Source organism: Haloferax gibbonsii ATCC 33959 (assembly GCF_000336775.1).
Lineage (GTDB): Archaea > Halobacteriota > Halobacteria > Halobacteriales > Haloferacaceae > Haloferax > Haloferax gibbonsii.
Genome location: NZ_AOLJ01000019.1, coordinates 162,954 through 183,928 on the forward strand (window position 1 = coordinate 162,954; position 20,975 = coordinate 183,928).

The 20,975-nt window shown below is 69.3% G+C and carries 25 protein-coding genes; 14 read left to right on the forward strand and 11 right to left on the reverse strand.

Annotated features, from left to right (window positions below):
• Positions 1-32 precede the first annotated feature (32 nt).
• Entirely contained in the window at positions 33-605 is a 573-nt protein-coding gene (locus tag C454_RS13385; RefSeq protein WP_004976457.1) for a cysteine hydrolase family protein, read from the forward strand.
• A 48-nt stretch (positions 606-653) separates the two neighbouring features.
• On the opposite strand, the gene C454_RS13390 is transcribed toward C454_RS13385, so the two are convergent.
• Positions 654-1,139 carry a PaaI family thioesterase gene (locus C454_RS13390; RefSeq protein ID WP_004976458.1) on the reverse strand — a complete coding sequence of 162 codons (486 nt, stop codon included), beginning with the start codon at positions 1,137-1,139 and terminating at the stop codon, positions 654-656.
• A gap of 114 nt (positions 1,140-1,253) precedes the next feature.
• Here C454_RS13390 and C454_RS13395 point away from each other — a divergent pair, with 114 nt between their 5' ends.
• Entirely contained in the window at positions 1,254-3,842 is a 2,589-nt protein-coding gene (locus C454_RS13395; RefSeq protein WP_004976459.1) for a PAS domain S-box protein, read from the forward strand.
• An 83-nt stretch (positions 3,843-3,925) separates the two neighbouring features.
• Positions 3,926-5,053, forward strand: a complete 1,128-nt coding sequence (locus C454_RS13400) for a carbohydrate kinase family protein (RefSeq protein ID WP_004976460.1) — start codon at positions 3,926-3,928, stop codon at positions 5,051-5,053.
• Between the two features lie 200 nt (positions 5,054-5,253).
• On the opposite strand, the gene C454_RS13405 is transcribed toward C454_RS13400, so the two are convergent.
• On the reverse strand, positions 5,254-5,946 hold the full coding sequence (locus tag C454_RS13405; RefSeq protein WP_004976461.1) for a helix-turn-helix domain-containing protein: 693 nt from the start codon (positions 5,944-5,946) through the stop codon (positions 5,254-5,256).
• Positions 5,947-6,167: 221 nt separating this feature from the next.
• Complete coding sequence (locus tag C454_RS13410) at positions 6,168-7,079, reverse strand: hypothetical protein (protein ID WP_004976462.1); 912 nt, start codon at positions 7,077-7,079, stop codon at positions 6,168-6,170.
• 54 nt (positions 7,080-7,133) lie between these two features.
• Here C454_RS13410 and C454_RS13415 point away from each other — a divergent pair, with 54 nt between their 5' ends.
• A complete protein-coding gene (locus C454_RS13415) occupies positions 7,134-7,820 on the forward strand; it encodes a lipoate--protein ligase family protein (protein ID WP_004976463.1) in 687 nt (228 codons plus the stop codon).
• A gap of 111 nt (positions 7,821-7,931) precedes the next feature.
• Positions 7,932-9,221 carry a dihydroorotase gene (locus tag C454_RS13420; protein WP_004976464.1) on the forward strand — a complete coding sequence of 430 codons (1,290 nt, stop codon included), beginning with the start codon at positions 7,932-7,934 and terminating at the stop codon, positions 9,219-9,221.
• A 33-nt stretch (positions 9,222-9,254) separates the two neighbouring features.
• Here C454_RS13420 and C454_RS13425 read toward each other — a convergent pair whose 3' ends face one another.
• Positions 9,255-9,707, reverse strand: a complete 453-nt coding sequence (locus tag C454_RS13425) for a hypothetical protein (protein ID WP_004976465.1) — start codon at positions 9,705-9,707, stop codon at positions 9,255-9,257.
• 124 nt (positions 9,708-9,831) lie between these two features.
• Here C454_RS13425 and C454_RS13430 point away from each other — a divergent pair, with 124 nt between their 5' ends.
• Positions 9,832-10,353 carry a DUF7529 family protein gene (locus C454_RS13430; protein ID WP_004976466.1) on the forward strand — a complete coding sequence of 174 codons (522 nt, stop codon included), beginning with the start codon at positions 9,832-9,834 and terminating at the stop codon, positions 10,351-10,353.
• 49 nt (positions 10,354-10,402) lie between these two features.
• Here the strand turns inward: C454_RS13430 and C454_RS13435 are convergent, their stop codons facing one another.
• On the reverse strand, positions 10,403-11,161 hold the full coding sequence (locus C454_RS13435; RefSeq protein WP_004976467.1) for a DUF5806 family protein: 759 nt from the start codon (positions 11,159-11,161) through the stop codon (positions 10,403-10,405).
• A 121-nt stretch (positions 11,162-11,282) separates the two neighbouring features.
• On the opposite strand from C454_RS13435, the gene C454_RS13440 reads away from it, so the two are divergent.
• Positions 11,283-11,651, forward strand: coding sequence for a universal stress protein (locus C454_RS13440; RefSeq protein WP_004976468.1), 369 nt, complete (start codon positions 11,283-11,285; stop codon positions 11,649-11,651).
• Entirely contained in the window at positions 11,648-12,202 is a 555-nt protein-coding gene (locus C454_RS13445) for a GNAT family N-acetyltransferase (protein ID WP_004976469.1), read from the forward strand. The genes C454_RS13440 and C454_RS13445 overlap by 4 nt, the downstream gene beginning before the upstream one ends.
• Before the next feature lie 27 nt (positions 12,203-12,229).
• On the opposite strand, the gene C454_RS13450 is transcribed toward C454_RS13445, so the two are convergent.
• The gene (locus C454_RS13450) at positions 12,230-12,685 is read right to left on the reverse strand and encodes a universal stress protein (protein ID WP_004976470.1); all 456 of its coding nucleotides are present in this window, start codon (positions 12,683-12,685) and stop codon (positions 12,230-12,232) included.
• A gap of 101 nt (positions 12,686-12,786) precedes the next feature.
• Between C454_RS13450 and C454_RS13455 the strand changes: the two genes are divergently transcribed.
• Positions 12,787-13,248, forward strand: coding sequence for a universal stress protein (locus C454_RS13455; protein WP_004976471.1), 462 nt, complete (start codon positions 12,787-12,789; stop codon positions 13,246-13,248).
• 103 nt (positions 13,249-13,351) lie between these two features.
• The gene (locus tag C454_RS13460) at positions 13,352-14,590 is read left to right on the forward strand and encodes a DHH family phosphoesterase (RefSeq protein WP_004976472.1); all 1,239 of its coding nucleotides are present in this window, start codon (positions 13,352-13,354) and stop codon (positions 14,588-14,590) included.
• Positions 14,591-14,653: 63 nt separating this feature from the next.
• Here C454_RS13460 and C454_RS13465 read toward each other — a convergent pair whose 3' ends face one another.
• The 3 genes from C454_RS13465 to C454_RS13475 are packed head-to-tail and all read right to left on the reverse strand — an operon-like array spanning position 14,654 to position 16,000.
• A complete protein-coding gene (locus C454_RS13465) occupies positions 14,654-15,082 on the reverse strand; it encodes a DUF5807 family protein (protein ID WP_004976473.1) in 429 nt (142 codons plus the stop codon).
• 54 nt (positions 15,083-15,136) lie between these two features.
• Complete coding sequence (locus C454_RS13470) at positions 15,137-15,574, reverse strand: DUF7112 family protein (RefSeq protein ID WP_008096630.1); 438 nt, start codon at positions 15,572-15,574, stop codon at positions 15,137-15,139.
• 24 nt (positions 15,575-15,598) lie between these two features.
• Entirely contained in the window at positions 15,599-16,000 is a 402-nt protein-coding gene (locus C454_RS13475; protein WP_004976475.1) for a 30S ribosomal protein S6e, read from the reverse strand.
• Positions 16,001-16,155: 155 nt separating this feature from the next.
• On the opposite strand from C454_RS13475, the gene C454_RS13480 reads away from it, so the two are divergent.
• Positions 16,156-16,458, forward strand: coding sequence for a rubrerythrin-like domain-containing protein (locus C454_RS13480; RefSeq protein ID WP_004976476.1), 303 nt, complete (start codon positions 16,156-16,158; stop codon positions 16,456-16,458).
• 4 nt (positions 16,459-16,462) lie between these two features.
• Here C454_RS13480 and C454_RS13485 read toward each other — a convergent pair whose 3' ends face one another.
• Both C454_RS13485 and C454_RS13490 read right to left on the reverse strand, forming a co-directional pair.
• Positions 16,463-16,975 carry a high-potential iron-sulfur protein gene (locus tag C454_RS13485; protein ID WP_049905176.1) on the reverse strand — a complete coding sequence of 171 codons (513 nt, stop codon included), beginning with the start codon at positions 16,973-16,975 and terminating at the stop codon, positions 16,463-16,465.
• Positions 16,976-17,091: 116 nt separating this feature from the next.
• Positions 17,092-18,186, reverse strand: coding sequence for an aminopeptidase (locus tag C454_RS13490; protein ID WP_004976478.1), 1,095 nt, complete (start codon positions 18,184-18,186; stop codon positions 17,092-17,094).
• Positions 18,187-18,327: 141 nt separating this feature from the next.
• Here C454_RS13490 and C454_RS13495 point away from each other — a divergent pair, with 141 nt between their 5' ends.
• From C454_RS13495 to C454_RS13505, 3 genes are all read left to right on the forward strand, one after another.
• Complete coding sequence (locus tag C454_RS13495; RefSeq protein WP_004976479.1) at positions 18,328-19,200, forward strand: ATP-grasp domain-containing protein; 873 nt, start codon at positions 18,328-18,330, stop codon at positions 19,198-19,200.
• 95 nt (positions 19,201-19,295) lie between these two features.
• Positions 19,296-20,195 (forward strand): phosphogluconate dehydrogenase (NAD(+)-dependent, decarboxylating), encoded by a 900-nt coding sequence (gene gnd, locus C454_RS13500; protein WP_004976480.1) that lies wholly within the window; start codon positions 19,296-19,298, stop codon positions 20,193-20,195.
• A gap of 183 nt (positions 20,196-20,378) precedes the next feature.
• Positions 20,379-20,960: a 2Fe-2S iron-sulfur cluster-binding protein gene (locus C454_RS13505; protein WP_049905177.1), complete on the forward strand. Its 582-nt coding sequence runs from the start codon at positions 20,379-20,381 to the stop codon at positions 20,958-20,960.
• Positions 20,961-20,975 lie beyond the last annotated feature (15 nt).

A 20,975-nucleotide genomic window follows, 5' to 3' on the forward strand; every position in this document is an offset into this window, starting at 1 on the left:
CTGTTTTGGTCGTCCCGGCGCAACCGACGCGTATGGCACTCGACCCGAACCGAACCGCGGTGGTCGTCGTCGACATGCAGAACGGCTTTTGTCACCCCGACGGGAGCCTGTTCGCGCCGGGGAGCGAATCAGCAATCGAACCCGTCACGGACCTCGTCGACGCCGCCCGCGACGCCGGCGCGCGCGTCGTCTACACCCGCGACGTGCACCCGCCGGAGCAGTTCGACGGCAATCACTACTACGACGAGTTCGAGCGCTGGGGCGAACACGTCGTCGAGGGGACGTGGGACGCCGACCTCCACGGCGACCTCGACGTCCGCGACGAGGACCTCGTCGTCGAGAAGCACACCTACGACGCGTTCTACCGGACGCAACTGGAGGGGTGGCTCGACAGCCACGGCGTGGACGACCTGCTCATCTGCGGCACGCTGGCGAACGTCTGCGTCCTCCACACCGCCGGGAGCGCCGGCCTGCGGGACTACCGGCCGATTCTCGTCACCGACGCGCTCGGCTACATCGAGAAGGAACACAAGGAGTACGCCGTCGACCACGCCGACTGGCTGTTCGGCGAGACGGCGACGCTCGCGGACGTGGCGTTCGAGTAGGCCGACGGCCTCGCCGGGCACGACTGCAGCCGCGACCTGAGCCGCTCCTCACTCCCGAAAGAGCCGGTACGCGCCCTGTCCGGTGGCGACGGCGTCGTTCCAGTCGCTCGACGGCGACTGCCGGGCGGCCACGTCCGAGTCCTCCTCGGGGTCGGTGCTGACGACGGTGATGGTGCTCACGCCGACCGACCCGCCGGCGCGGACGACCTCGGCGACCGCGGTCAGGTCGCCCGACGCCCGCCGCAGGTAGTTCACGTTGAGGTTGATGGTGGCGACGCCGCCGGCGAGCGGGTCGTCGAGCATCGTCCGCAGGGCGATGCCGCCCGCGGTGTCGATGAGCGTCGCCGCGATGCCGCCGTGGATAGTCGGCGGCGACACGGTGTTGGTGAGCTTCTCGTCGTACGGGATGGTCATCACGATGCGACCGCGCTCGATGGCGTCGACGCGGGTGTTGAGCCACGACAGGTAGCCGTGTTCGTCCTCGATGTGCCGCTGGACGATTGCCGCGGCCTCGGCGGGAAAGTCGTCGGTCATGTCACGAACGAGTGTGTCAAATGGCATGTAACCGACGGTCGGGGACGGTCTCGTCGGACACTCGTCAGGTCGGTATCACGTGAGATATATACAGTTTCCCGGACTGATAGGCGTATGAGCGATTCCCGCGTCGTCTTCGTCGACGAGTGCCCCGACGGTCTCGTCGAGGCCGTCGAGCGACGCGGTTTCACGACCGAGACGTGCGCGGACCTCGACGCGGTGGTCGAGGGCCTCGACGCCGTCGACGGCGTCGTCTTCTGCGGCGACATCGACACCGAACTCGTCTCGCGCGTCCGGAACCGAATCGGCGTGATACCGGTCTTTTTTCTCGCCCGTGACGGACCCCAAGGCTCCGCCAAGTCCGCCCACGGGAACGGAGCCATCGTCATCGACTACCCGAAGACGGAGAAGGCGGTTGCCGCGGTCGCCGCGCGAATCGAGCGCGCCATCGAGTTCTCCCGGTGGGCGTCGAGCGAGCGGGACTCGGACTCGCTGTACCGGACGGTCGTCGAGCAGAGCCACGACGCCATCTTCATCGCGCAGGACGGCGACTTCCGGTTTTGGAACCGCCGGCTGACCGAACTCACCGGCCGGAGCGACGACGAACTCGCCGAGACCGCGCTCTTGGACGTCATCCACCCCGACGACCGGGAGAAAGTCAGGCGCATCTCCGAGACGCGGCGGCGGGGCGGCGACGCGCCCGTGAGCTACGAGGTCCGCCTCGTCGACGCCGACGGCGACGTCCGCGAGTGCGCGGCGAACGTCAAGGACATCGAGTACCACGGCTCGTACGGCGTGCTCGTCTCGATGCGCGACGTGACCGAACAGCGCGCCACGGAGGCGCAGTTCCGCGGCCTCGTGGAGCTGGCGCGCGACCTCGTGACCCTCGTCGGGACCGACGGGCGAATCAAGTACCAGAGCCCCTCGATCACCGACGTGCTCGGGTTCGAGCCCGGCGAACTGGTCGGCAGACGCGTCTCCGACCTGATTCACCCCGACGACTGGGAGCGCGTGGAGGCCGTCTTCGAACGCGCCCTCCGGACGGGGGCCGACGGGACCGAGGCCGTCCGGTACCGCCACCGCAACACCGAGGGGTCGTGGACGTGGCTCGAATCCATCGGAAGCAACCAGGCGGACACCTCGGTCGGCGGGTTCGTCGTCACCTCGCGGAACGTGACCGAGCAGCGGAGCTACGAACAGCGGCTCAAACGGTACGAAACCATCGTCGAGAGCATCGGGCAGGGCGCGTACGTGGTCGACGACGAAGGCGTCGTCCAGTTCATCAACGAGGCGGCGCTGTCGCGGACGACCATCCCCATGTCGGCGTTCGTCGGCCGGCACATCTCTGCGCTCCGCGACGCCGGGTATCTGGCCGCCGACCAGTACGAGCGCGCCCGGGCGGCCCTCGACGCCATCCTCGACGGCGAGAGCGACCGCGAGCGGTTCGAAATCGAGCTGTCGCTTCCGTCGGTGAACTACGTGGTCGAGTTCACCGTCTCGCCCATCCTCGGCGACGACGGCGCCGTCGAAGGCGCGGTGGGTATCTCGACGGACGTCACGGCGCGAAAGCGGTACGAACAGCGGCTCAACGCGCTCCACGCCTCGACCCGGCGGCTGACGGGCGCGACGAGCCGCGAGGAGGTCGCCGAAATCGTCCGCGAGGCCGCCACCGAGGTCCTCGACTACGGGATTAGCGGCGTCCTCCTGTACGACGAGTCGCGTGACGCGCTCGTCCCCGCGGCGTTCACCGACGAGGCGTGGGAGGTGTTCGGCGACGTGCCGCCGATTCCGCGGGGGACCGGCCTGACGTGGGAGGTGTTCGAGCGCGGCGAGCACAACCTCTACCGGGACGTGGAGTCGAACCCGAAGCGGTTCATCGTCGACGCCGGGGTCACAGAGGAACTCATCGTCCCGATTCCGGACCACGGCGTGTTCTTCGTCGCCTCCCTCGACGAGGGGTCGCTGGCCGACCAGCGCATCGCGCTGGCGAAGGTGCTGGCCGCCAACACCCGCGCGGTCTTGGACCGGGTCGAGCGCGAACAGCTGCTGCGTCGGCGCGAGCGCGAACTCGCCAGCCAGAACGAGCAGCTCGAATCGTTCGCGTCGGTCGTCTCCCACGACCTCAAGAACCCGCTGAACGCGGCGATGGGCTACCTCGAACTCGCCCGCGAGCGGTACGACGGCGACGAGTTGGACCGCGTCTCCGACGCCCACGAGCGGATGGCGGGCATCGTCGAGGACGTGCTGGCGCTCGCGCGAAACGGCCAGACGGTCGAGGAGGCCGAGCGGCTGTCGCTCGGGGCCGTCGCCGAGGAAGCGTGGACGACCGCCGCGAGCGACGCGCCGGAAGCGACGCTCACCGTGGAGGGCGACGTCGCGGTCGACGCCCACCGCGGGCGGCTCAGACAGCTCCTCGAAAACCTCTTTTCGAACGCCATCCGCCACGGCGGCGACGACGTGACCGTCGGCGTCGGCCCCCTCGCCGACCGCGACGGGTTCTACGTCGAAGACGACGGCCCGGGGATTCCGCCGGACGACCGCCCCCGCATCTTCGAGGCGGGCTACACCACGAGTTCGGAGGGGACCGGCTTCGGACTCAGCGTCGTCATGAGCGTCGTGAACGCCCACGGCTGGAGCGTCTGGTTCGTCGAGAGCGACGCCGGCGGCGCGCGGTTCGAAATCACGACGGAGAGCGACCGTTGACGGCCTCCGAAAGCGACCGCTGACGCCGCGAGAGTGTCGCCGCCGGCGGCAACACTAATTGGCGGTCGTCCGAACGGAGCGCCATGGAAACCCCAGACGAGACGACGGTCCGCGCGGTAGAGTCGTGTCGGGACGCGCTCCCGGAGACCGTCGACGGCGGGCGGGTGCTGTTCGGGTTCGACGGCTACATCGACCGCGTTCGGGAGTTCGTCTCCGAGCGGCAGTCGGCCGACGCCTACGAGCGGGTGCCGACGCTCGAAGCGTTCGCCGACCGCGTGAACGACTCGGTCGAAGCCGAGAGTTCGCTCTCGTTCGAGTGGATTCAGTCGAACGTCCGAACCGGCGGACACGTGAGTCACCTCGCCCGCGCGTTCGACCGAATCGGGTTCGAGCCCGGGGTCGTCGGCTGTCTCGGCGAGCCGGTCGAAGAGCCGTTCGTCGAGGAGTTCGGCCACCTCCCGCTGGAGACGCTCGGGTCGCCCGGCTACACCGACGCCGTCGAGTTCGACGACGGGAAGCTGATGCTCACCGAAATCGGCGCGCTGATGACGCTCGACTGGGCCGGAATCGAGTCGCGGGTCGGCCTCGACCGACTGGCCGAGCTGGTCGACGGGACCGAGCTCGTCGGGATGGGTTACTGGTCGGAGATGCCCGAGCTACCGGACGTGGCCCGCGGCCTCCGCGAGGAGTTGTGGCCGACGCTGTCGGACCCGCCGGAGACGCTGCTTTTGGACCCCGGCGACCTCAGAAAGCGGGAGCCCGAGGTGGTCGCCGCGGGCGTCGAACAGGTGTCCGCGCTGGACGACGCGGTGCGCGTCGTCGCGTCGGCGAACCGCTACGAGACGCGCTATCTCGCGCGGTTGGCGGGCGTCGAGAGCGACGACTTCGGCCGCGAGTCGCAGGCGGCGTTCGAGCACCTCGGCGTCAGTCGCTTCGCGGGCCACGGCATCGAAGCGGCCCACCTCATCGACGACGAGGGGGCCGCGACCGTCGGCGTTCCCCGGACGGACGACCCGGTGTTGACGACGAGTTCCGGCGACCACTTCAACGCCGGACTCGCGCTCGCGCACGTCCTCGACCTCGGCCGCGCGGAGTCGCTCGTCGTCGGCAACGCCGTCGCGGGACACTTCGTCCGAAACGGGTCGCCGCCGACGTACGACGAGGTCCGTGCGTTCGCCTCGGAGTACCTCGATTACTTCGACGCCGCTTAAATACCGATTGTCCACACAAGGGTCAGATATATTACTAGAATCAGCGTACCGATATGCGTCGGTGGCACCCCCCACACGGGCGCACCGCCGGAGAGACCGCAGGTCGCCTCCGTCGCGGTCCACTTTCGACACCACCGTGGCAATCCGCGCCCGGTTGCCACATCCCCACCACGGTCCCGTTCTGACGCGTCGTCGGCTCTTCACTCGGACCGCGAGTCGCGGTCGATGTCGTCGATATCGTCTATCGCCGAGCCGACGAGGTGTCGGAGCGCTCGCCGGAGTCGCTGTGAGAGCGCCTGTTCGGTGATGCCCAATCGGCTCGCGATGTCGTCGAGGCCGGTCTCTTTCGGCGTCTCGAAGTAACCCCGTTCGAAGGCGAGCCGAAGCGCCGCGAGTTGCTTTTCCGAGAGGTCGCTGTCGGGCGGGTGGCGCTCGTCGAGGCGGGCCGGTTCGACCCGGCGCACGTCGATATCGATGTCGCGGGAGAGACACGCGTCGTGGAACCGGGTCGTCAGCTCGTTCGACGCGAAGTACACCGACAGCGACCAGCCGTACCTCGTGCCGACCATCCGCCGGACGATGCCGTCGCACTCGCGAATCGCCGAGATGATGTCGCCCTCGTGAGTCGCCCACTCACAGCGGTAGAGCCGTCCCTCGGGGCCGTCGGAGACCGGCTCGAAACACTCGATGTTCACGTGGTCGTCGAGGAAGTCGTCGAGCTCCTCGCGGTCTCTCCCGCGGGCGACGAAGTAGGGAACCGGCTCGCCCGACACCGGGATACCGCCGACGAACGTGAGTTCGAATTCGGGGTCTTCGAGCGTCGCATCGGGGGACGCGCCGGCCAGCGGGTGACCGAGTTCGACCTCGTACCCGGTGTCGCGGTCGTCAGTCATCGCGGCGCGGAGACGGCGGCGTCGAAGACTGAAACGACGGTGCACGTTCGTATATCGAGTCTCACAAACAGAGAAAAATACGAGTGAGCGAAGGATATTTTTTGCGGAGACTCGGCCTTTCATAGTAAAGGCATTTAAAAACTAACCCCCCAGAATGGAGGGGTTCGGTCGGTCGTCATCGGGCGGCGCGTTCGTGTTAGTATTAAATCATTTCTGTCGAATCAGTCGAGGCGCACCGGGTCGTCACTGGGGCGAATCGCGACCGACACCTCGTCGCCGACGGCGAGGTCGTGGCCGGGACAGACGACCTTGGTCCCGAAGTCGGTTCGGGACGCGAATAATGACATTCCAGTCACACGAATTCCGTCGACGAGCACGTCGAAGTCGGCCCACGGAACGTCCCGGCCGGCGGTCCGACCGACTCGCTCGCCGAGGAGCGACAGGGATTGCCCGTCCGCGACCGGGGAGAGCGTGCCACCGAACCCGTAGTGGGCGAGGCCGCCGTCGAGGACGACGCCCTCGTCGCTGCCGAGGCCCACGAACTCGTCCGGTCCGACCCCCGCGTCGGCGCGGGTCGGGGCGTCGAGGACGACGAACGTCTCGGCCGTCTCGACGACGGTTCCCGTCCCGTCCCAGTCGAGCGGCGAGACGGTCACGTCGGTCGAAACCGGGAGCGACCCCCGGGCGCGGTGCTGATTCGCGTCCGCGGGGCGGAAGCCGAGGTGGACGTGGTTCGCGACCCACGGGGCGAAGAAGCCGGAGCGGACGAGCCGTCCCAGCGAGTCGCCGACCGCGACCTCGTCGCCCGCGGCAACGTCGGGTCGGACGTGGAGGATTCGCGCCACCAGTCCGTCGCGGGGGTCGTCGACGGCGTCGCCGAGCCAGTCCAGCCCGGTGGCCTCGGCGTCGACGTCGACGAGCACGAGGTACTCGTCGTCGTGGGCGTAGGGCTTGTCGGGCGCGCGGACGGTCCGCGTCTCGCGGACGACGCCCGCGACGGGCGAGCGGGCCACCGGGTCGTCGGCGGCGACGTAGAGGTCGATGGCACAGCCGCCGTCGTGGGCGGGGTACGGCGAGTTGTAGAGCGAGAAGCGCTCGAAGCGCGAGAGCATCGACCGCGGCAGTCGCAGCATGGTCGTCGGGACGGGACGGGTGTTCTTAGGTACGTCGGGGTGCTTCCTTCGGGCATGCGCGTCATCCGCGGCCGCGGGCCCGACCGAGACGCAGACCGGGCGGTCACCGCGGCCATGCTCCGCGAGGCGGGCGAAACGGGCGAACCGGCCTTCCGGGCGTGGACGCCGCACCGACAGCTCGCGTTCGGCAGGCGCGACACCCGCGCCCCGCGGTACGACGAGGCCGTCGCCGCCGCCGAAGAGCGGGGCTTCCCGGCCGTCGAGCGCTCCGTCGGCGGCCGGGCCGTGGCCTACACGGGAACCACCGTCGCGTTCGCACACGCGCTCCCGCTCGACGACGCCCGGGCCGGACTCGACGCGCGGTACGAGGCCGGAACGACCGCCGTCGTCCGCGCCCTGCGAACTCTCGGCGTGCCCGCGCGGCGGGGCGAGCCTCCGGAGTCGTACTGCCCCGGCGACCACTCGGTCCAAGCGGGCGGGAAACTCTGCGGCATCGCCCAGCGGGTCCGAAAAGAGAGCGCGCTCGTCTCCGGCGTGGTCGTCGTCGCCGACCGCGACGAAATCGCCGACGTGCTCGCGCCCGTCTACGAGGCCATCGAGGTCCCCTTCGACCCGGGTTCGGTGGGCAGCGTCGCCGACGCCGGCGGCACGGGAAGCTCAGACGCGGTCTGCGACGCCCTCGAAGCCGTCTTCGTCGGCGACGCGGAGACGCGAGTCGAGGACGCGGCGGACCTCGCGTGAGCGTCCTCAGCCACGACCGCCCGCGGGGCGACGCACCCGGCCGCGGCCGCTCCCCGAACCGCGACTACCCGAACCGCCGGACTTAGCACCCGGCGCGTCGCACCCCCTCGTATGCGAATCGAGAACGCGACGCTGGCCGACGGCCGCGTGGTCGATGTCCGCGTCGAGGACGGGACCGTCGAGGCGGTCGGCGACCTCGACCCCGTCGCCGACGAGGAGACCGTCGACGCCGAGGAGAACCTGCTTCTGCCGGGCGCTATCGACGTGCACGTCCACTTCCGCGAACCGGGATTCGAACACAAGGAGACGTGGGAGACGGGCGCGCGGAGCGCCGCCGCGGGGGGCGTGACGACCGTCGCCGACCAGCCGAACACCGACCCGACGACGACCGACGGCGCGGGCTTCGACGCGAAGGCCGAGCGCGCCGCGAAGTCGTGTATCGACTACGGCATCAACGGCGGCGTCACCGCCGACTGGGACCCCGACAGCCTCCTCGACCGCCCGCTTTTCGCCCTCGGCGAGGTGTTCCTCGCCGACTCGACCGGCGACATGGGCATCGAGGCCGACCTGTTTTCCGAGGCCGCGGAGCGCGCCGGCGAGGCGGGCGTGCCCGTCACGGTCCACGCCGAGGACGCCGACCTGTTCGACGAGTCCGCCATCGAGGGCGACCTCGGCGGGGTCGGCCGCGACGCCGACGCCGACGCGTGGAGCGCCTACCGCACCGCCGAGGCCGAGGCGGCCGCCGTCGAGCGCGCCGTCCGCGTCGGCGGCGAGACCGGCGCGCAGATTCACGTCGCCCACACGAGCACGCCCGAGGGCGTCGACGCCGCCCGCGACGGCGGCGCGACCTGCGAGGCGACGCCGCACCACCTGTTTCTGTCCCGCGACGACCTCGCCGAGTTGGGCACCTACGGCCGGATGAACCCGCCGCTGCGCTCCGAGGAACGCCGCGAGTCCATGTTCGAGCGCCTCGCCGACGGCCGCATCGACATGGTCGCCACGGACCACGCGCCGCACACCCGCGAGGAGAAAGAACAGTCGCTTCTCGACGCCCCGAGCGGCGTCCCCGGCGTCGAGACGATGGTTCCCCTGCTTCTCGGCGCGGTCGTCGCCGGCGACCTCACCGCCGAGCGCGTCCGCGACGTGGTCGCGGCGACCCCCGCCGAGGTGTTCGACCTGCCGCGCAAAGGCCGAGTCGAGGCGGGCGCCGACGCCGACCTCGCGCTCTACGACCTCGACGCCGCCCGCGAGATTCGCGGCGCTGACCTCCACTCGAAGTGCGACTGGACCCCGTTCGAGGGCCACACCGGCGTCTTCCCCGAGTGGACGATGCTCCGCGGCGAGTTCGTCTGGGACGGCGACGAGTTCGGCGAAGTCGCCGGCGAGAACGTTCGCGACTGACCGGAGACGGGAACCGACCGGGGGGCGGCCCGCTCAGAACCGCGCGGCCGCGACCTGCGCGCCTTTCCAGCCGACGCCGACGAGCACCGCGAGCGGCGCCTTCAGGACGACGAGCGAGACCGCCGACCCGGCGAGACCGCCGAGTCCGCCGAGCGCCGACGACGCGACGACGGTCGCGAGGAAGCCGCCCACGGCGAGGGCCGGCGAGACCAGCGCGTAGGCGAACAGCCAGCGCTGGTTGCGAGTGAACTCGACGCCGTAGCCCGGTCCCGGCGGGATGAGCAGGCCGCCCGCGAGGAGGACGAAGCCGACGAGTCCGAACACGAGGAGGAAAAAGCCCGCGAGTCCGTGGACGAAGCCGTCGCTTCCGGGCGGCGGTGGGGGCATCGTGACGGCGGTCCGCCAGACGAACGCGAGGAGCGCGGCCCCGACACCGGCGACGGGAAGTTGGAGCGAGCCGAGGACCGCGCGGAGCGACCATCGCATCGGGCCGACTGTCGGCGGGGAGACAGATAGCAGTTCCGTCGCGGCCGGGGCGTCGGCCGGGAGTCGGACGACCCCGATGCAAGCGAATCCTTTTCCCGTCCGACACCCCGAGGGAGTGACACGCATGACCGACGAGCAGACGCCGCCCCGAGGTCGCGGCCCGAACGCGGACGAACCGCACGCACTCACGGGACTGCTGTCGTTCTGGGAGACGGTCGTGGAGGACGCCGAGGCGACCGCGGCCGAGTACGAAGACGAGGGCTGGGAGACGCTCGTGCTCCACCCGGGCGACGTGACGGTGCTGCCGCCGGCGAACCTGCCCGAGGCGACGGAGCGCGTCGGCTTCGACGTGCTCGTCCCCGGGAGCGAGTTCGAGTCGCTGTCGACGTGGGTCGAGTCGGCCGCCTTCGACCGCTACGACGTGTACCGCGCCCGCGAGGACGACACCGTGTTCGTCGTCTCGGTCGTCCAGGACGCCGCGGCGTCGAAGGCCGTCGTCGTCCCGCTGTACTACGGGCTGGACAAAGTGGACGCGATGGCGACGAAGGCGCGAGAACGGGGCGAACTGCGCCTCTACGTCCGGCCGGTCGAGGCGGACCGACGCGTCGAGTTAGTCCAGTCGGAGCCGGACCCGCTTTTCCCCTGACTCCGAGTCGGCGCGGAGTCGGCTCTGAACCGACCCCGGCCGCGAGGGCTCACTCCTCGTCCGACAGCTCTTCTTGTCGCAGTTCCGTGCTCGCCTCGCGGACCTCCCGCATGACGCTGGAGATGCGCTCTTCGGCTTCGAGTTCCTCTTCGACCGAGAGGTCGACGCCCTCGACTTCGAGCAGGAACTTGGCGATTTCCGTCACCTCGTACATCATCTCGTCGAGTTCCTCGGCCGTGAAGAAGCCCGACATCGCGCCGTAGAGGAACGTCGCGCCCGACTTCCGGACCTTGTCTCGGAACGCCGAGCGGGCCTGATTGACCGCCTGCGGGGTGTAGGTGTCGGTCATGAAGGGGACGAGCTCGGGGAGGTTGTTCCCGATTTTCGTCATCTCGACGCCCGTCTCGGTCCGGAAGTCGGCGCAGAGTCGCGCGATGGCCCACTCGCGGGCCGTCACGTAGGTCCGCTGGCGGAGGAAGTCGTTGACGCGGTCGTACTGCGCGCCGTCGACTTTCTTGAACCGGGCGTACTTCTGTACGTCCTCCGGAACAGCGTCTTCGACGTCTTCGGCGTCGGAATCTGCACCGTCGGCGTCGGCCTCGGGGTCGGCCGCGTCAGCGTCGGCCGGGCCGGCCTCGGCCGCGTCGGCGGCCTCCGCGTCCGTCGGTTCCGCGTCTGTCGTCTCCGCAGTTGCCGTCGCCGCGTCTGCCGCCGTTTCGTCCGCCTCCGCACCCGGGTCCGCGTCGGCGCGAGTCGCCTCCTCGGCGTCGCCCGCGCCGGTCTCGAACTCGTCGGACTCGTCTGTCATACCGCGGGCTACCGCGGCACGGCCGAAAAGGGTTCCGCGACGCGCGGTCCCCCCGCCGGCGGGGGTGTCGCCCCCCGATTCCGGGCAAGGGTTTTCTATCGCGACCGCGAGATTGGGAATCATGAAGGTACTGCTCGGAATCGGTGGCAGCGACGATTCCATCCGAGCGCTCGAAAAGACGGTCGAACGGACGGCCAACGTGGACGACGACCTCACGGTCGCCATCGTCGACAACCCGTCGGTCGAGCGCTCGCGCGAGGACATCGAAACGCGGGTGACGGAACTGCTCGACGAACGGGGCGTCGAGGCGACCGTCCGCCTGCTCGACGGCGACGCGGGGAGCGCCCTCGTGGACCTCGCCGAGAACGAGGGGTTCGACCAACTGGTGCTCGGCGGCGGCGAGACGAGTCCGATGGGGAAGATACAGATCGGTAGCATCGCGGAGTTCGTCCTCTTGAACTCCCACGTGACCGTCACCCTAGTACGATGAGCGACCGAACGTTCTCCGACGCCGTCGCCGACCCGTACGACGCGCCGCCGCTGTCGTTCACCGACAGGGAAGACCGCACCATCGAGGTGCGCGCCTACGACGGCTCAGACGAGGAGATGGAGGCGCTCGTCGAGATGTACGACGCGTTCGACCCCTCGGACCGCGCGCAGGGCATCCCGCCGGGACGCGAGGACCGCATCCGCGACTGGCTGGAGAACATCCTCGACGAGGACTGCCTGAACGTCATCGCGTGGGACGGCGGCGAGGTGGCCGGTCACGCGACGCTCGTCCCCGACGGCGACGCCTACGAACTCGCCATCTTCGTCCACCAGACGTACCAGCGCGCCGGTATCGGCACGCGGCTCATCAAGGCGCTGCTCGGCTACGGCCGAGTGTCCGGCGTCGAGAAGGTGTGGCTCACGGTCGAGCGCTGGAACCGCGCGGCGGTCGGGCTCTACCAGACCGTCGGCTTCGAGACGAGCGACGCCGAGAGCTTCGAACTGGAGATGACCATCCGGCTCGCCGAACCCCCGGACGAGGAGGGCGGCTGAAGGCGGCAGACCACGGCGACCTGCGACTCAGACCGAGAGCACGGGCTGGCTGGCGTACAGGAGAACGTACTCGGCGGCCTTGGCGAGCACTTCGCCGGGGTCGCCCGAGACCGGCTCTCGGGGCACGACGATGAAGTCCGCGTTCAGCTCTTCTGCGGTGTCGAGGACGACGCTTCCGGGGTGGCGGAGCTTGCTCGTCCGCGAGAAGCCGTAGGCGACCGACGAGGTGACCGGGACGTCGGCCTCGTCGGCGAGGGCCGAGACCGTGTCGGTGACGGCCTTGCTGTCCTCGGCGACGGCGTCCTCGTCGACGACGCCCTGCTCTATGGCGCGGACGACGTCCTCGCCGAGGACGTGGACGGCGTGGACCGCGGCGTCGTACTCGGCCGCGACGGCGGCGGCGTACTCCGCCGCGCGCGTCGCCTCGTCGCTTTGGTCGACCGGCACGAGAACGAGGTCGATAGAGAGCGGGCGCGGTGACATGTCCCCACCTGCGTCGGGCGACGACAAAAAACTCACCCCACGGTCCCGACGGTCGGTCGTCCCAGACTGGTTTTATGCCGCCCCACTGTGAACCCGTAGGCATGTTCGACACCATCGTCATCGCCACCGACGGCTCGGCGAGCGTCCGCCGGGGGGTCCGCGTCGCGGTCGACCTCGCAGAGCGGTTCGACGCGTCGGTCCACGCGCTGTACGTCGTCGACGCCGGCGACGTGGAGACCGCGCCGGAGCGACTCCGCGACGAGATGCGCGACGCGCTCACCGAGCGCGGCGAGGAGGCGCTCGCCGAGGTCGAGGCCGCGACCGACCGCGACGTGACCCTCGCGGTTCGAGAGGGCCGCCCCGCCGCCGAGATTTCGAACTACGCCCGCGAGGTGGACGCCGACGCCGTCGCCATGGGCACCCGCGGCCGCCACGGCGAGAACCGCTTTCTCATCGGGAGCGTCGCCGAGCGCGTCGTCCGGACCTGTCCGGTGCCGGTGCTGACGGTCCGCCAGTTGGAAGAGGGGACGACGGACTCCTTACTGAGCGACGAGGCCGCCTGAGCGGGCTGCGGGACTCGGTTCGGTCGCGGGCCGCGAGCCGTTCGACGCGGTCGCCGCCGACGGAATCGGGAGGAGTTTTCCCCGTCGCGCCCGAGTTCGGCGTATGGAAGACGAGCTCATCGACAGTTCTCAGCTCTCGCTCCCCCGCAAGTCCGTGCTCCCCGGTGCCGGATTCTTCTACCCCGACTCGTTCGACGAGGAACGCGCCGAAGAGCGCGCCAAGGAGAAGCTCGAAGACGCGTCGGTCGCGGTCGTCACCGACACCGACGCCGACGGCCTCGGCTGCGTCGCCCTCCTCCGGGAGGCCTACGACGCGGCCCTCGACGTGGCCGACTTCGAAGCGCGAATCGAGGAGAAACTCAGCGACGAGGACGAGGACGAAGACGACGAGGAGGAAGAAGAGCGACCGAAGTCGCCGGTCGCGCTGATGGGGTCGAGCCCGTACTCGCTCGAAGACGACCTCCAGCGCGTGGCCGACTACGCCCCCGAGGGCGTCGAGGTGTACGTCTGTGACCTCTGTCCGGACAAGTTCGAGTACGTCGAGGAGGAACTCGCCGCGCTCGTCGAGACGGCGGGCGAGATTCACTGGTACGACCACCACCAGTGGAAGCCGGAGGTCGCCGAGGCGGTCCGCGAGGCCGGCGTCGACCTCGTCGTCGGCGAGTCCGACGAGGAGTGTTCGACCGACGTGACGCTCCGCGAACTCGACTACGAGTTCGACGAGCGCTTTTCCGAACTCGCGGCCGTCACCCGCGACCACGACCTCTGGCTGAACGAAGACGAGCGGAGTCAGGACCTCGCGGACTACGCCTACTGGACCTCGAAAGAGGAGTACGTCGCCGTCGTCGGCGCGTACGGCGCGGACCTCCCGCCGGTCGTCGAGGAGTACATCGCCCACCGCCGCGTCGAAAAGGAGAACCTCATCCAGGCCGCCGTCGACCGCGCCGAACTGAAGACCGTCGGCGACTGGACGGTCGGCGTCACCTACGGCCGGTGCTCCCAGAACGAGGTCGCCGACGCCCTCCGCGAGGCGGGCGCGGACGCCGCGGTCGTCGTCAAGCCCGCCGGGAGCGCCAGCATCCGCGGCTCCGACGACTTCGAGCGCTGTCACGAGGTCGCCGACCTCGTCAACGGCGGCGGCCACCCGAAGGCCGCCGGCTGTAAGCCCGACATCTACGACGACATGCTCGACTACGCCCACCACTGGACGACGCAGGGCGCGACGACGAAGCGCGTCATCCTCCGGGCGTTCGAGCAGGTCGCAGACGCGGTCGCGGAAGCGGAAGCCGAAACCGACGACGAGGACGAGGCGGACGACGAAGGCGTCGAGACCGAGCGCTAACGACGAACGCGACTCCGAAACCGACTCCGAAGCGGAAAACCAGCGTCGAAAAACGGGGGTCGATTACGCGTCGTCGACGACCCAGCGGTCGGAGTACGTCGTTCCGCAGGTACACTTGGCGTAGGCGTGGACCACGTCGCCCTCCTCGTAGATGCCGCCGACCTCCTCGTTTTGCGCCTCGGCGAACGAGAAGATGAACTTGACCTCGTGGTTCTCGTCGGCGGCCGCCTCGGGGCAGGTGCCGCCGCTGAGGTCGTCGTCGATGTCGCCGTCGTTGCCCATGGCGGTCTGGGCGAACTCCATGGCGTCCATGCCCGTGCCGGCCGCGAAGGCCCGGCGGCCGTCGTCGCCGGGGACGACGAGGACGTAGCCGTTTTCGACTTCGACGCCCATGTTCGGGAGCTTGCCCTGGCTGTCGAGGTACTCGTGGGTGAGATAGAGCGCCACGTCGTCGAGGCGCTCGCCTGCGAGGTACTCCGTTACCTTGCTCATACCCCGCCTAGGGCGGTCGGCGCGTAAAAGCGGCGTGTCTCGGAGTGCGACCGGTCACTCGTCGGACAGGCCGAACTTCTCGGCGATGCTCGAAAGCGAGTCGTTCGGCCGCTCGGTGACGCGGTACACCTGCCTGACGCCCGGCACGCGGAGGCCGTACTGGTAGCCGTCGTCCAGTTCGTCGAGTTCGACGGCGTCGCCGTCGGCCCGGTCGTGTTCTCGGCACCACTCGACGAGCCGATTCTCGCCGTTGTTCGGGGTGCGAGCGAGGCGCTTGTTGTCGTACGCGCCGCGAATCACGAGTCCCGAGGCGTCGGCCGAGAGGCGGGCGTGGTAGGCGGTGCCGTCGAGGTGGAGCCGAACGAAATCGCCGTCTTCGGCGGTCACGTCGTCCGGAACGCGCAAGCAGGGGCGACGGGTACCGCCGCTCCGGGCGATGTTCGCGCGGAACGTCTGGACCGACGGATGGTCGGAGGGCAGTTGCTCTGGCACGGGAAAGAGAGGAGTGAGACGGCGTTATTCGTCCGCTTCTTCGTCGTCGCCCTCGCCGAAGGCGGCGGCGACGTCGCCCTCACCGGAGACGACCTTCGCGTTGATCTGGACGGTCTCACCGGAGACCTCGCGGCCGCGGACGGTGACGCGCTTGCGCTCGCCGTCGCGGGACGGCTTGTAGCCGATGCCGTCTTTGGCGAGGATTTCCTTGAGCGCGCCGCCGGGCACGTCGGGGTGCATCGGTCGGCCGGCCTTGTCCGAACCGCCCGTCAGTTCGAGCGTGAATCCGTCGAGACCGACGGCCGCACCGTCGACCTCGTCACCGAGGTCGCGGCCGAGGAATCGGTTTGCGTCCTGTCCTTCGACGTCGACTTGGTAGGTCGCACCGGTGTCGGGGTCGGCGACGACGACCATGAATTCTGCCATGCGCGGATGAAAACGGTCGCGGATAAAAAGTACGTCGAAAGCGCGTCTCGGGACCGTACCCGCCGAATCGGGGCGAAACGGCCGAATTCGGCGGCGTCAGGGAGGAACGACACGTACTGGTAAGAGTTAACACCTGACACGACGTACACCGTCTCATGAGCAACGATATCACCACTCGTGAGCCTGCAGACCTCGTCAAAGCCAAATCCAGGGCGCTGGTCGGCCCCGAACCGACAGACCTCGTCGAGCGCCCCCCGACGGAGTTGGTCGAACGCCGGACCGACGCGCTCGTCGAGCGCCGGACGGAGATGTTAGTCGAGGCCGAGCCGACGACGCTCGTCGAGCGCTCGTGGTACGAGTGTACCGCCTGCGGCCACCGCTCGGGACACGGCGTCTACGAGCAGGTCTGTCCGCGGTGCGGCGGGTCGCTGAAGAACATCGGCGTGGCCCAGGAGTGACCCCTCAGACGACGTATTCGGTCTCGTCTCCGCCCGTCTCGCCTTCGGCCTCCGCTTCCTCGATGGACTCCCAGAGCGAACACCAGTCTGCGGGGTCGACGTAGCCCTCGACTTTCGCGCAGGCACCGAAGCCGTCGCCGTTCTTGTCGGGGATGTACTCCGCGCAGTTGCCGCAGTCTCGTCCGGCCTCGGTGAGGCCCGCCTCGACGGCGTCGTCCGCCTCCTGGAACTTGACCGCCTCCTTCGTGAACAGGTTCTCGGGGTCCCGCTGTTCGTTCGCCTGCGAGAGCGCCGTCCGGTAGGCCTCCGGAACCGGGCCGTGTTCGAACTCCTCCGCGGAGACCCCCTCGGGACGCTCCTCGTCGTGGTCGTCGTCCGACTCCTCTGCCGTCGTTGTCGTCTCCGTCTCCGTCTCCTGTTCGCCGCCACCACCGCCGAGGCAGCCAGCGACACCCACTACCGCACCACTCCCCACCAGTTCGAGGAATCGCCGCCTCGTTCGGCCGAATCGCGCCATAGCCGACAGCTACGTCCTCAGACCGTTTTAGTAAGCGCAGAGTTACCGTTGGACATGGTATCTTAACCGTCTCAACCCCGGCGGACGGCGGGTTCAGAATCCGTCGCTGTGACGGCTCAGAACCCGTCTTCCCAGCGGAACGTGCCGTTCCGCTGGACGACCTCGCCGTCGACTTCGATGCGCGAGTCCTCGCTCATGTCGGTGATCATGTCCACGTGGACCGCGGACTGGTTGCCGTCTTCGCCCTCGGGGAGACACGCGCCGTACGCCCGCCCGACCGCGAGGTGGATGGTGTCGCCCATCTTCTCGTCGAAGAGGATGCTGTCGGTAAAGCGGTCGATACCGCGGTTCATGCCGATTCCGAGTTCGCCGAGGCGGCGCGCGCCCTCGTCGGTGTCGAGGATGCCGGCGAGCGCGTCCTCGCCCGTGCCCGCGGAGAAGTCGACCACTTCGCCGCCCTCGAACGTCAGGTGGACGTTCTCGACGCGCTGGCCCTCCAGCGTCATCGGCACGTCGAAGAACACCTCGCCCTCGACCGCGTCCTCGACGGGCGCGGTGAACACCTCGCCCGACGGGAGGTTGTGGGAGTCGTAGGCGACGGAGGCCGCGGAGTTGACCGCGGTGCGGCCCTCGATTGACATCGTGAGGTCGGTGTCCGCCTTGACGATGCGGACCTCCGAACCGGCGTCGAGCACGTCTTTCATGTTCGCCATCTCGTCGGCGAGTTCCGACCAGTCGCGGAGAATCGCGTCGTAGACGAAGTCGGCGTACTCCTCGAACGACATGCCCGCCTGCTGGGCCGCCGCGCGGGTGGGGTGGACCGTCGAGACCCAGTCGGTGTCCATGCGCGCCTCTTTGACCTCGCTCGTGGCGCGGCCGTAGGCCTGCCGCGTCTCGATCGGCACGTCCGCGGTCGCCGCCGTGTTGCGGGTGCCGCCGAGGAAGAGCACCGAGTCGGCGGCCTCGTAGAGGGCGAGTTCGTGTTCGGGGAGGTCGAAGTCGCCGTCGTGCGCGCGGAGGTACGCCCGCTGGACCTCCTCGGAGGCGTAGGTCGTGACGACGCTCGCGCCGCGCTCGCCGAGGGCGTCGGCGACGGCGACCGCGAGGTCGTGGGCTCCCTCGCCGACGGAGACGACCACGTCGTCGCCGGCCTCGATTCGCGCGCTCCAGTCGACGAGCACCGCGGCGTGCTCGTGGATGCGTTCGTCCATACCCGAGCCTCGCGCGCGGCGGTAAAAACGTCGGCGTCTGCGGCCGCGACGCCGCCCGACCGCGGCCCCGAAAGCGGTGATTTCGGCGAACGGACCGAGCGTTACAGAACGCTTATCGCCCGATATCTGCCATCATCTCCCGTGACTTCCATCGCACTCGCCACCGCCGAGGACCTCCCGGGACTCGTCGACGACGACGCCTCGTTCCTCGCGGCGCTCCGGGAGCGTGACGTGGCGGCGGAGCCGGTCGTCTGGTCCGACGAGTCGGTCGACTGGAGCGACTTCGACGCCGTGGTCGTCCGGTCGATTTGGGACTACTACCGGCATCCGAGGGCCTACGCCGCGTGGGTCGACCTCCTCTCCGACGCCGACTGCGCGGTGTGGAACCCGCCGACGACGCTCGACTGGAACAGCCACAAGTTCTACCTGCGCGACCTCGCCGACGCCGGCGTGTCGACGCTGCCGACCGAGTACGTCGAACGCGGCGGCGACGTGTCTCTCGAAGCCGTCTTCGAGACGCGAGGGTGGGACGAACTCGTCGTCAAGCCCGCCGTGAGCGCGGGCGCGTTCGAGACGAGACAGTTGAGTCGCGCGGAGGCCGCCGACGTCCAGCCGTGGGTGGACGACCTCGTGGCAGAAAAAGACGTGTTGGTTCAGGAGTTCGCGCCGGACATCGAAGACGGCGAGTGGTCGCTCGTCTTCTTCGGCGACGAGTTCAGCCACGCGGTGGTCAAGCGCCCCGAGCCGGGCGACTACCGCGTCCAAGAGAAACACGGCGGGAGCGTCCACGTCGAGGAGCCGAGCGAAACGCTGCTCGATAACGCCCGGCGCGTCGTCGACGCCGTCTCGGCCCACCTCGGCGGCGACCCGCCGCTGTACGCCCGCGTCGACGGCGTGGAGCGCGGCGACGACTTCCTCCTCCTCGAAGTCGAACTCATCGAGCCAGAGCTCTTCTTCCGGACCGACGACGCCGCCGGCGACCGATTGGCCGAGGCGCTGTTGGCGCGGCTCTGAGCGGTCGGTACCGTCGGCGGAACGGTCGGTCTCGGCGGCGACCGCGCACGCGCCAAACCACAACCACTACCACCCCCCGCGGACGATGCCGACGCATGCAATTAGGCGTCATCGGCCTCGGCCGGATGGGGCGCATCGTAGTCGACCGAGTGCTCGATGCCGGGCACGAGGTCGTGGCCTTCGACCTCTCGGCGGAAGCCGTCGCGGCGGCCGCCGACGCGGGTGCCGAACCCGCGGACAGCGTCGCCGACCTCGTCGACCGGCTCGGCGACGACAAGCGAATCTGGCTCATGGTCCCCGCGGGCGACGCGGTGGACGCGACCCTCGACGACCTCGACCCGCATCTCGACGGGGACGACGTGGTCGTCGACGGCGGCAACTCCCACTTCGAGGAGTCCGTGCGGCGCGCCGAGGCGTGCTCGGCGGCCTACCTCGACTGCGGCACCTCCGGGGGCCCCGCCGGTGCCGAACTCGGCTTCTCGCTCATGGTCGGCGGCCCGCAGTGGGCCTACGACGAGCTGTCTCCCGTCTTCGACGCCGTGGCGACCGGCCCCGCCGGCCACGGCCACATGGGCGACTCCGGCTCCGGCCACTACGTGAAGATGGTCCACAACGGGGTCGAGTACGCGCTGATGCAGGCGTACGGCGAGGGCTTCGAACTGCTCGCCGAGGGCCGCTACGACCTCGACCTCGAATCGGTCGCGCAGACGTGGAACAACGGCGCGGTCATCCGCTCGTGGCTTCTCGAACTCTGCGAGGAGGCGTTCCGCGAGGAGGGAAGCGACCTCGGCGACGTGGACGACCACGTCGCGGGCGGCTCGACGGGCACGTGGACGGTCCAGGAGGCGCTCGAACAGGAGGTCCCGGTCCCGCTCATCTACCAGTCGCTCGCCGAGCGGTTCGGCTCCCGCGCCGACGACCGCTTCTCCCGTCGCCTCGCCAACCGGCTCCGGTACGGCTTCGGCCGCCACGAGGTCGCTCGGAAGGACGACTGACGGGGTCTGACGCGGCCCCCGTCGGCGCGAGCGCGATACCGGGGGCGGCCTCGATATGATACCGAGGGCCACCTCGATATTGTGGGAACCCGCGTGAGACCCGCGTCTCGGCGGTGAAATCGACCGCCCGCGGGTGCCGCCACAATCACAATTTCCTTAACCCCTCCCTCCATATCCGCCGGTATGGCAGTCATCAGTCTGGTGGGTGTCGGGGCCGGATTGGTCCTGGTACTCCTCGCCGTCGCCCTGCACTACTCGAAGGGCACCGGCTGGGAGCCGACCGCCGACATCACACAGGAAGTCCTCGAACGCCGCGCGGCGACCGTCGCAGAGACCGACTTCCCCGAGCCGATGAACCGTTCCATCGGCGGGGGCGGCGGCGTCGCCGCGGTCGCGGGCGGCGAAGAGGGCGCCGAGCTCGAAGGCGAGGAGGCGGAAGAAGAGCCGAGCCCCGCCGACATGCCCGAAGACGAAGTCGAGTACTTCGAAGTCGAGTTCGTCAAGCAGGGCGAGACCATCGAACTGGCGAGCAACGAGACGGTGCTCGACCAGGGTGAAGACGCCGGGATGGACCTCCCCTATGCGTGCCGGCAGGGTTCCTGTGTCTCCTGTGCCGCGAAGATTACCAACGGCCCGGCCGAGGAGTACATCACGCACCACACCCAAGAGACCCTCTCCGACGAGGAGATGGACAACGGCTACACGCTCACCTGCGTCGCCTACCCGAAGGCCGACTTCGCCATCGAGACCGGCGAAGCGCCGTAACGCGACGAACCGCAA